Source organism: Parabacteroides sp. B2-S-102 (assembly GCF_023656665.1).
Taxonomy (GTDB): domain Bacteria; phylum Bacteroidota; class Bacteroidia; order Bacteroidales; family Tannerellaceae; genus Parabacteroides; species Parabacteroides distasonis.
On record NZ_JAMOKM010000038.1, the window covers coordinates 1 to 10,772 of the forward strand.

The 10,772-nt window shown below is 42.8% G+C and carries 7 protein-coding genes and 1 pseudogene; 3 read left to right on the forward strand and 5 right to left on the reverse strand.

Translation table 11 applies throughout. From position 1 onward, the window contains the following. Positions 1-194 precede the first annotated feature (194 nt). From NBH07_RS22135 to NBH07_RS22145, 3 genes are all read left to right on the forward strand, one after another. Entirely contained in the window at positions 195-1,859 is a 1,665-nt protein-coding gene (locus NBH07_RS22135) for an AMP-binding protein (protein WP_005855185.1), read from the forward strand. Between the two features lie 165 nt (positions 1,860-2,024). Next, positions 2,025-2,240, forward strand: coding sequence for a PG1828 family lipoprotein (locus NBH07_RS22140; RefSeq protein ID WP_005855187.1), 216 nt, complete (start codon positions 2,025-2,027; stop codon positions 2,238-2,240). An 81-nt stretch (positions 2,241-2,321) separates the two neighbouring features. Then, entirely contained in the window at positions 2,322-4,427 is a 2,106-nt protein-coding gene (locus NBH07_RS22145; protein ID WP_009018615.1) for an outer membrane beta-barrel family protein, read from the forward strand. Here the strand turns inward: NBH07_RS22145 and NBH07_RS22150 are convergent. The 5 genes and pseudogenes from NBH07_RS22150 to NBH07_RS22170 all read right to left on the reverse strand — a co-directional run. Beyond that, positions 4,422-5,732, reverse strand: a complete 1,311-nt coding sequence (locus NBH07_RS22150; RefSeq protein ID WP_009018616.1) for an NAD(P)/FAD-dependent oxidoreductase — start codon at positions 5,730-5,732, stop codon at positions 4,422-4,424. The two genes, NBH07_RS22145 and NBH07_RS22150, sit on opposite strands and share 6 nt — an antisense overlap. Before the next feature lie 332 nt (positions 5,733-6,064). Continuing rightward, positions 6,065-7,021, reverse strand: coding sequence for a helix-turn-helix domain-containing protein (locus NBH07_RS22155; RefSeq protein ID WP_250833608.1), 957 nt, complete (start codon positions 7,019-7,021; stop codon positions 6,065-6,067). A 358-nt stretch (positions 7,022-7,379) separates the two neighbouring features. Next, complete coding sequence (locus tag NBH07_RS22160) at positions 7,380-8,801, reverse strand: sialate O-acetylesterase (protein ID WP_009018617.1); 1,422 nt, start codon at positions 8,799-8,801, stop codon at positions 7,380-7,382. An 82-nt stretch (positions 8,802-8,883) separates the two neighbouring features. After that, positions 8,884-10,083, reverse strand: coding sequence for an AGE family epimerase/isomerase (locus tag NBH07_RS22165; protein ID WP_005865581.1), 1,200 nt, complete (start codon positions 10,081-10,083; stop codon positions 8,884-8,886). Then, a pseudogene (locus NBH07_RS22170) lies at positions 10,076-10,660 on the reverse strand (MFS transporter); the annotation flags it as partial. The pseudogene NBH07_RS22170 and the gene NBH07_RS22165, both read right to left, overlap by 8 nt. Positions 10,661-10,772: the final 112 nt, after the last annotated feature.

Genomic DNA, 10,772 nt, shown 5'->3' on the forward strand with positions numbered 1-10,772 from the left:
TGTGGCTTTTGGATGTCTGCAAACGACCTTTTCCACATCAAAAGCAAAAGCGTAACGACCACTCTTTCAGTTGAATCGCTACGCTTTTCTCAAATTTACTTTTTAGCTATCTGTTTATTTTAAATTTATAGGTTATATCATGGCAAAAGTAAGGATTTGTTTTTACTTTTACGCGAATTTCACAAAAGTGTGCTATGATCAAAGAGAATTTCATTAAGATTTACGAGGAGAGTTTCAAGGAAAACTGGGCCTTGCCGGCATTAACGGATTACGGGAAAAGTAAAACCTTTACTTTCGGTGATGTAGCAACGGAGATCGCACGTATTCATCTTTTATTCCATGAGTGCCAAGTCCGTCGTGGAGACAAGATCGCGTTGATCGGTAAAGACAGCTCCCGTTGGTGCATCGCTTATATGGCGGTTGTTACTTATGGGGCGATTATCGTGCCTATTCTTCAGGACTTTAATCCGAATGATGTACATCATATTATTAACCACTCGGAATCTGTCTTTTTGTTTGTTAGCGACCGGATTTGGGATTCTTTGGAGGAAGATAAGATCGAAGAGGTTCGCGGTGTATTCTCTCTTTCTGATTATCGTTGCTTGCATCAACGGGATGGGGAGAATATCCAGAAGTTGATGAAATCGCTGGATGAGAAGATGACCGAGAAATATCCGGATGGTTTCACCCAAGAGGATATCAAATACGCTGAGCTGGATAATGACAAGGTGGTAGAGATCAACTATACATCGGGTACGACCGGATTTAGCAAAGGGGTTATGTTGACGGGGAATAATTTAGCCGGAAACGTGACGTATGCCCGGACACTGGATCTATTGTTCCGGGGTGAACGTGAGTTATGTTTCCTGCCTCTGGCCCATGCCTATAGTTGCGCTTTCAATTTATTGGTACCCATGGCATTCGGTGTGCATGTCTATTTATTAGGTAAGGTGCCGTCTCCTAAAATCTTATTAAAGGCATTCGAAGAGGTGAAGCCGAACTTGATCTTGATGGTTCCCCTGATTTTGGAGAAGATCTATAAGAAGATGATCCTTCCTCAGTTGAATAAGCGAACCTTGAAGTTGGCCTTGAATATCCCACTGTTGGATTCACGTATCTATGCGCAGATCCGCAAACATTTGGTGGATGCCTTGGGAGGACGTTTCCGTGAAGTGATCGTGGGGGGCGCCGCCATGAATCAAGAAGTAACGGATTTCTTGTATAAGATCAAATTCCCGTTCACGATCGGTTATGGTATGACGGAATGTGGCCCGTTGATCAGTTATGACCATAATAATGAGTATGTGCCCGGTTCTTGCGGACAGATCTTGAAAGGGATCATGAAAGTCCGTATCGATTCGGAAGACCCTTATAATAAGGTAGGCGAGATTCAAGTATCGGGCGAGAACGTAATGAAAGGCTATTATAAGAATGATGAGGCAACCCAAAATGTCTTCACGGAAGATGGCTGGCTAAGGACGGGTGATTTGGGTACGATCGATCATGACAACCGTATTTTTATACGTGGACGTAGCAAGACGATGATCTTGGGCGCTAGCGGACAAAATATTTATCCGGAAGAGATTGAATCCAAATTGAACAATTTGCCATTCGTGATGGAGAGTTTGGTCGTGGAGAAAAACGGGAAATTGATCGGGATGGTGTATCCGGATTACGATACGGTGGATAGTACGGGTATCTCGCATACGGATCTTCCAGTTATCATGGAACAAAATAGGATAGAGTTGAACAAGCTCCTGGCTCCTTACGAAACGATCTCGGAGATACAATTGTATCCGACAGAATTCGAGAAAACACCGAAGAAAAGCATTAAGCGTTACCTGTACAGTAATTATTGATAAATAAATAGAAAGCAAACGCAGCTAATATTCAGCATATTGTAAAAGCGGTAGAAAATAATTCAAAAAAAAACGTCTTATGTTGTACAACATATATGATTAATACATACATTTGCATCGTTTTACAACAACAAGATATTATAGACCGTTTAAATTAAGAACAAAATGAAAAAGTTAGTTGCATTTGCTGCTGTTATCGCAGCTGTATCATTCGCATCTTGTGGCAACAAATCTGCTGAATCTACCGAATCTGTTGCTGAAACAGAAGAGGCTACTGTAGTTGAGGAAGCTCCTGTAGTAGAAGAGGATGCTGCCGCTACTGATTCTGTAGCTGTTGAGGTTACTGACTCTGTTGCCGTAGAAGCTGCTCCTGCTGAATAATAATCAGTAAACGAGTTTTGAGGACAGTCTGTATGCGTTGAACATACAGACTTTTTTTGTTTATAAACCATAGATAATGATATGAGACAAATTTTACTTCTTCCATTGGCCGCTCTATTGGCTATGCCGGTATTCTCGCAGACTCCTGCCGATACGACGCTTACGATCCGGAATATAGAGATTCAGGGTACCCGTTTCGCCGGGTTGAGCGAGAGGGGCGGGATGAAAATCTTGCGGGTAGATAATAACTTGAGTAGCGTTACCAATACGGCGGCGGATGCTTTTCGCCAATTGCCTTCTGTCATAACCGATATGGAAGGAGCCGTTACATACAGGGGCTCCGGTAATGTCGGGATGCTTGTCGATGGAGTTCCTTACGGTTTGCTGGAAGAATATAGCGGTGACGTGCTGATCCAACTTCCCGCCCTGTTCTTTAACCAGATCTCATTAGGGGCATTTCCTCCGATTAATGCGGTGCCGGATGGTGATGTGGGCATACTCAATCTGGTGCCTCGTATGTATGGAACGGGAGATTCCCCTCTATATGTTACGCTTGGGGCGGGATGGAATGAGCGATATAACGCAGGAGCGGTATTGAATTTGCATCCCGGAAAATTCCATATCAACGCGAAATACAATTATAGGAGGGAATACCGGGAACGATCTTTCAGCAAATCGACCGCGACCGCTAAAAACCGGACGGAGATGAATAATAATGCCACGGCTCGTCCGGACGTACATGTGGCGGATATGAAAGTAGACTATGATCTTTCCGCGAAAGACCGGATCACCGTGCATGGCCTGTATCATTTGATGGATTATAGCCGGTATGGACGCATTAACAACCGGGTATTCAACCCGAAAGGGGAGCAAATGAAGTACGTGATCCGTAACCGGTATAACGACCAGCGTCAGGAAGCTTATGCCGCCGAAGCGTATTGGAACCATGAGATTTCGGAGAATCAAGGTTTTTATACCGTATTCAACTATAATAATTTCTCGTATGATGAGGATAATGATTTCAAGAATGAGAATCCTCAAAACGGGAATATCGTCTCGGAGGATAACCAATCTATCGACCATACGAAACATAATTATTTCTGGGGATTTGGATATGGGCAGGAGATCGATGGTTGGGATTTCAAGCTTGGTTATATAGGTCGTGCGCGAAACGAGGATTATCTGACGGCTGCTTTTGATAAGGTTGACGGTAGTTTTGAGTTAAGTCCGGCGAAATCGTATAATTACGATTTCAACCGTTATCTGAATTTGATCTATGCGGACGTGGTTAAGAATTGGGGCGCTTTTAACGCGGAGATAGGGATACAGGCGGAATTTAGTCATTTTAAGATGGATGAGTTTAGCCCTTCTTGGATCAACGATCCTTATTGGCAGGGGATAAAAGGCAAAGAGAACAAGAGTTCCCGTTTTCATTTGTATCCTCGTTCCCGTTTTACTTATGAGGTGAATAAGAGCAATCGCTTAAGCTTGAGTTATCAGCAACGGGCGATTCGTCCGAATGGCAGCTATTTGTGCTCTTTCTTGAATAACAGTGATCCTACCCATATCATACAGGGGAATCCGGACTTGAAGGATGAGTTTATCCATAACGTAGAGCTAGGATATCAGTTCTCGGCTCCCCGTCTCCGTTTGACTCCGGCTATTTATTACCGGAATCGTACGAATCGTATCATGGAAACCGCTAGCCAAGTAAATGACGAGACGGTTTGGAAGAAAGAGAATATCGGACATAGCCAAGCAGTCGGAGCCGACTTGTCCGGTAGCTGGAATCCGGTACGTATCTTGACGGTCGGTTTCTCCGGGGATATCTATCGGGACGAGATCGATGGGCGTACGATAGGCTATGACGAGAAGAAATCCTTGGTTTGCTGGGATGTGAAGGGGAATGTAAACGTAAGTATTACGCCGACTACGGATTTTCAGGTAGACGGCTTCTACGTTTCCGACCAGCTTACGCCTCAAGGTAAGATCAAAGGCCGTTATAGCGTAAATGCCGGTCTCTCTCAATATTTCCTCAATCGTAAATTATGCGCGAACTTAAGTATCAACAATATATTCGATAGTTTAGAAGAAACAACGATTATTGATGCCCCGAACTTAGAAATGACGCAAAAGCGCAATCGTGATGCCCGGGTAGCTTGGCTTACGTTGACTTATAGTTTATAAAGTAGGTTCCGTGCCCTGTGTTCCATCTTGTTTGTGCTTTTGGATGAACAAGATGAAACGTATGGAACGGTCGTACGTGAAATAATTCCAGATCCAGTCGATCAGTACAATTAGCTTATTCTTGATTCCTAAGATGGAACGTAAATGTACGAGCATCCAAACCAACCATGCCGTAAATCCATGTAATTTCACCTTATTTAAATCGGCAACCGCTTTATTCCTGCCGACAGTAGCTAAAGTTCCTAAATTCTTATAATGGAAAGGTCTCGGTTTTTTTAGAGCCTCGATCCGTTGTAGATTTTCGGCTAATAACTCACCTTGCTGAATCGCTACCTGAGCGACTTGCGGATGTCCGTTCGGGTAATCCGGTTCTGCCATCCAGCAGACATCTCCTATGGCGAATATATTGGATAAGCCTTTTACTTGATTACATTCATTGACGATAATCCGTTCCCCCCGGGTCAAGAGTTCTCCTTCGATATGATCGAAATGCACCGCTTTCACACCACTTACCCAAAGTAAGGTTCTAGTGGGTATGGTTTGGCCGTCATCTAAGAAAACGTTCCCATCCTTATAGTCCACGACACGCTTCTGAAGAATGATGTTAACGCCCATATCCTCAAGGAAGCGTTTAGCGTTGGAGGAGGCTTCCGGAGACATGGCCCCTAGTAATTTAGAGGACCCTTCTATCAGATAGATATTCATATGAAAGTTTCCTAGATCCGGATAGTCTTTCGGCAAAACAAACCGTTTCATCTCGGATAAGGCGCCGGATACTTCTACACCTGTAGCCCCTCCACCTACAACAACTATATTTAGCAAAGCTTGCTTCTCGTCCGGGTCCGTACAAGTAGTCGCTTTCTCTAAATTAATTAATAAGGTGTCTCGTAAAGCTAACGCCTCTTCTACCGTTTTCATGGGTAGAGACTGTTCCTCGATCGTTTTGTTTCCAAAGAAGTTGGTGATAGTTCCAGCGGCGATTACAAGATAATCATATTCCAATTCGCCGATGGAGGTTTGAATGGTATGCCCTTTCGGATTGACGCCATAGACCTCTGCCAACCGGAAGTAAAAGTTCTTTCTCTTCTGGAATATCTTTCGATATGGAAAGGATATTTCATTATATTCTAAGCCGGAGGACGCTACTTGATAAAGCAGGGGAGGAAACTGGTGATAGTTGTTCTTGTCGATTAAGACTACTTGAAACTTGCTCTTTTTTAATTTCTCAGCTAGTTTTAACCCTCCAAATCCGCCCCCGATAATTACGACCCGCTTTTTGTCTGTGTAAGGAATGTTGAAGCCCATGATCTAAACGCTTTTTTTATATAAACATAGAAAGAAGCGAATTGGTTCTTCCGTTAATTATTAATGAATGTAAGCGGGTAGAGGCTTTATTTACAGGAAGGTTTATCGTGTTTCGGGGAAATACGTTTCTTTACCTTCCGCTTCAATCGCAAAAACTGCAATATGGAAAGTATACGCATCAAGATTATGAATAAGATAACCCCTAGCAAAATATAGCAAATTATCGGCGATGTCATTTTACCCTCTTCTTCACAAATTTTATCCCAGTCTTTAATTTGGAATAGTAAAACATAAAAAAATATGGTGGTCATTATACACTATCTTTTATTAGATCATCCATACGGATAGGTGTCTAAAATCAATGAGGCAAAGATAAATGAGTATAACTTATTAGGAGTTATACAACTTGACAATTTAAATGTATATTCTGATAGGGGGTGTTTTTTACAACGATTTAAGTTTTTCCTTAGCTCCGTGGGACTATATCCAAAGCGTGCCTTGCAAAATTTGTAGAAATGCGAATGCGAGGAGAAATCGAATTCATCTATTATATTCTTAAAATCATCCTCGCTGTTAGCTATGGCGACCAATAGTCGTTTGGATTTCTCTTGCATCAGCCATTCGTAGGCTGGAATACCGAAAACTTTTTTAAACTTCATCCGAAAGGAATTTACTCCGTAACCTATCATTTGAGCTAGATCTGTTACTGTTTTAGCTTTTATATAATTCTCGGCGATGAGTCTCTCAAACTCTGCTGAATGCGTACTTGATAAATAGAAAAAGTAGTCTAATTCCTCTTTTCTATAAAGCTTTTTCAGTAAGTAGAATAATTCCGTTCTCTTTAATTCATACAAAGGGTAGTTCAGGAAATTATTTTCAAGATATTGTCCGACAAGTTCTAGAAAACCGTATAAAGGTTCCACTATTTTCAGTTCTATCCACTTAGAGATAGGTTGAGGTAATATTCCGTACGGATGTTGGTAATACGGTAACTCATTCATCGTTAAACTGTCAAAAAAGAAAATGATGATTTTTGAACCTAGTGTGATATCATATGTGTAATTTTCAAATGATCTTAGAAAGATCATATACTGTTCACCGATTGTTTTCTTTTCTTCTTTAGTGGAATATATAGTTATGGATCCGCTTAAGATAAAAATAATCATATCGCTGGATAAACCAGATAGGGTTTGTGTTATTTCCTCTGACATCAATATGATACTAAAGCCAGCGTGTAAGATTCGGTTTTCAGATGTTTCCGGAGAAATTCTGTTAATAAGCTTGTTCATAAAATTTAAAATTATTGTTATTTAGTTTGTTATACAAATATTTCCCCCTTCAGTAAATCTAGATGCAAAAAAAGCGCAATGTATTAGTATGGTCTGTATACAAACTATCATTTTTTGTATACATTATGATATGAATGAAAAATAAATAGGAATCAGAGGAGGTCTCTGATTCCTTGTAAAATAAGATCTCCCATTTTTTTATGGGAAGAATTAAGTTCACTAATACTTTAGGAGGGTAATTTCTATTATCACAATAGAATGAAATAAAAACTAAATACGTCTTACAGATGAAAATAAGACATTACGTGTGAACAAGCTTGAATATTATAACGTATTGTATTTTATTTTCTTAGTCGTTTTATTTATCCGTGCGGAATGGAAGCACCGGTAATCCTTGTACGTTTTGCAAGTTGCCAATTTGGAAATTCCGGAAGCCATAACGAACGGCTATTGGGGCTTTTACGTCTGGAGCTGAGATAATAACGGTTTTTTTGTTAGCGTCTATAGTTGCGTTAGCCTTGTGGAAACGCATGTCTTTTCCGGCGATCTCGAAGCCTATGATCCCGTTATCTCGATTGAAGCCATCTTCCGCATTCTTGAAAAAAAGAATGATTTTATCTTTATCTACTTCCATATGATCGTATTGGGGGCCCTCACAAGCGATGGTTGTATAACCATAGGTTTTGTTTAGAGCCATATAACAAAGACGCTCACCGATCTTTTGTTTTTCTTTGGGGTGTATTTGCCGTTTCTCGTAATCCTGTACCAGATCGTTCGTGGAAACAATACCGCTATTGGGGATCAACCGGGTAGCTTTGTATTGCTCTTCACGAAGGTACGCGGCTTGGTCTCCTTCTTCATATTCGTAAGGGGCGATTTCTACCAGATAGAAAGGTAATTCTTCTTGTCCCCATAATCCTCTCCAATGTTCTACCATTGTCGCTAGGCGTTTAGCGTAGTCCGGGTGTCCGACATTTGACTCTCCTTGATACCATAGGAAACCTCTGACCGTATATTTGCTGGCCGGTTTCAGCATTCCGTTATACATGATCATGGGTTGTAGCATCGGATGGATTTTCTCATCGTTACCCGCTAAGGATAGATCGATATCGCTATAATTCCGCAGGATGTCTTTGGGCAACCAACCTTCAACCGTGGAACCGCCCCAGCTACAATTGATGATACCTACCGGGACATTCAATACCTCGGTCAATAGGGTCGCGAAGAAATAGGCGGTAGCTCCGAACTCCGGGGCGTTTCGCGGATCACATACTTTCCATTCGCCACCTACCGGATAATCTTTCGGTTCCAAGGCTCCGACCCGTTGGATCGTAGCGTAACGGATCGAGTTCTTATATTTCCCGGATGTAGCGATAGCGTGGTTACCTCCCTCGATAGGGCAGTGCCAGAAACCTCTTAATGGCATTTCCATATTAGATTGGCCGGAACCGAACCATACCTCGCCGATCAGAAGATCATGCAAGACAATCTTGTCTTGTCCATTCTCTAATGTTAACTGTTGCTTTTCGAAACTGGCCGAGGGCGTCTGAACCCAGATTTCCCATCTGCCTTGATCGTTTACTTGGGCCGTGTATTCCGTATTGTCCCAAGAACTACGGACTTTCAGGCTTGAATTTGGGGTTGCATTTCCCCAGAGCCGTACTTTAGTGGCTTGTTGGAGTACCATGTTGTCGCCTACCAAAGCTGGCAGCTTGATCTCTGCCCGGAGGTTCACCAAACCGAGAAGGAGGCCGATCGCCATCCAATAGAATTTGTTCATATCGCTTGTTTTTTTTGATGTCGGAAACTTCCGACGGTTGTTAATCTGATAAAAAAGAGCCGGCAGGCGGTCTTTCGGACGGCTATTCGCCGGTAAGTCGTTCGATAATCTCCATACACATCCGTCCGTTGTGATAGGGACATTTCCAGAAACCGGCCTTGTCATCCTCGCGATTGATCTCGTGATCGAGCGATACGCTCCAATGCCATTCCCCTTGTTCCTTGTCGATCAAATAACGCTGAATGAATTTCCAGCATGTATAGGCTGTGCCTAAGGCAGGCTCATCTCCGAAATGTTGATACAAGTTGAAATGACCCACTACATTCTCGGCTTGCACCCACCAATGCAGGTCCGTGTCGGCTTTCTTCTCATCCGGGTGATACTCGTAAATGAGGCTACCGTTCGCTAATAACCCGTCTTCGGCCGCTATCGCTATCTTTTGAACCAAAGGCTCTACTTTCTGAAGGATCTCGTTGTTTCCCAATTCGATAGCGGCCTCATGCAGTAACCAAGATGCCTCTATATCATGACCGTAGGAGATGATACGGTATTTGCTTTCCCAATCCTCGTTGAAAAAGAGGTTTAAATGATAGGTACGGTGATCCAAAATCTTGTCGGTGAAAATCAGGATCAAGTTTCGGAGTTGTTTTTTGAGGTGCTCGTCTTTCCATACCCGGTACAAGTTGGTATAAGGTTCGAGGATATGCAGATGGGTATTCATTGTTTTTTTCTCATTCTCATCCTTGTCGCTGAGTCGCATATCCTCTATCAGTTTCCAGTCTTTCGTAAAGGCTTCCATATAACCGTTCTTTTCCGGGTCGAAACTATATTGTTCGATCGCCTTGAAGAGACGGATCGCATAATCCAACGCTTCTTTATCTCCGGTAGCCCGGTTGTACTCGCTTAATCCGTAGATAGCGAATCCTAAGGCGTAGATTTGCTTTTTGGTTTGCACCGGTTGACCGGTATAGTCTAATTCCCAGTAAATACCCTCGAATTCTTGGTCGTAGAATTTATCGATAAGGTAGCGTTTTGCACGGGTCGCCGTTTCCAGATATTCCGGCTTTCGTAATAAACGGTATGCGGCGGAGAATGTCCATAGGATACGGGCGTTCAAGATGGCGCCTTTAGGGGCATGTACGACTCGTTGGCCGTTTCCCGTGATTTGCCCATGGAAACCACCATACTCATTATCAATCATTCGGTTCATCCAAAAAGGGAGGATATTGTTCTCTAGCTCCCATTGAACCTCGTTTTGTAAATCTTCGGTGATTTTATTCATTTGTTTCTTTTCTTTTGGTTTCTAATGTAGCGGTGATTTCCTTCATCTTTGTCTCGCTAAGCGGATAGAAAGCGATAAATACAACAGACAGGATCGTACCTACGGCCGGTAAGAAACTGAGGAACATCTTGATTCCGCTAATCGTTTCCTCGCTTTGTACGGTATTGGCCTGAAATCCGAAGAAAGCGAGCAGCCAGCCTGTGATAGCCGTGCCGATCGCCCATCCGAATTTCTGGCTCATAGACGAGGAACTGAAGATCAATCCTGTGGCACGGTTCCCGGTTTTTAGTTCTGAGTAATCCGTGCAATCGGCGTACATGGACCAAAGTAAGGGGAAAATACTACCGGCGCAAATACTGATGAACACTTGGAACGTGAATATCAGGGCTAGATCCGTCTTGTCGAGCCAGAAAAAGAGGATGCTTAAGACCGAGGCGATCAGCATGGAGCCCATATAGGTTCTTTTCTTTCCGATCCGGTTGCTTAATGGGGCGGCCAAGATTACTCCGATAATGTTTGCCGCCTGTCCTACCGCCAGATATAATCCGCTTAAGACGAAGGAGACTCCGAAAAGAGTAAAGCCAAGCCTTTGTCTTGATTGAAATCAGAGTGGAACACAGAACGTTTCCGCCGCCTATGGCGGCAGAAACGTTTTTAGTTACCTTTGCTGTAGGCATAAGAAGCAAGCC

What these genes read in the sequence shown, in the direction of transcription:
- NBH07_RS22140 (WP_005855187.1), top strand. Translation starts at nt 2,025, where the DNA reads ATGAAAAAGTTAGTTGCATTTGCTGCTGTTATCGCAGCTGTATCATTC.
- NBH07_RS22150 (WP_009018616.1), bottom strand. Translation starts at nt 5,732, where the DNA reads ATGGGCTTCAACATTCCTTACACAGACAAAAAGCGGGTCGTAATTATC.
- NBH07_RS22135 (WP_005855185.1), top strand. Translation starts at nt 195, where the DNA reads ATGATCAAAGAGAATTTCATTAAGATTTACGAGGAGAGTTTCAAGGAA.
- NBH07_RS22155 (WP_250833608.1), bottom strand. Translation starts at nt 7,021, where the DNA reads ATGAACAAGCTTATTAACAGAATTTCTCCGGAAACATCTGAAAACCGA.
- NBH07_RS22145 (WP_009018615.1), top strand. Translation starts at nt 2,322, where the DNA reads ATGAGACAAATTTTACTTCTTCCATTGGCCGCTCTATTGGCTATGCCG.
- NBH07_RS22160 (WP_009018617.1), bottom strand. Translation starts at nt 8,801, where the DNA reads ATGAACAAATTCTATTGGATGGCGATCGGCCTCCTTCTCGGTTTGGTG.
- NBH07_RS22165 (WP_005865581.1), bottom strand. Translation starts at nt 10,083, where the DNA reads ATGAATAAAATCACCGAAGATTTACAAAACGAGGTTCAATGGGAGCTA.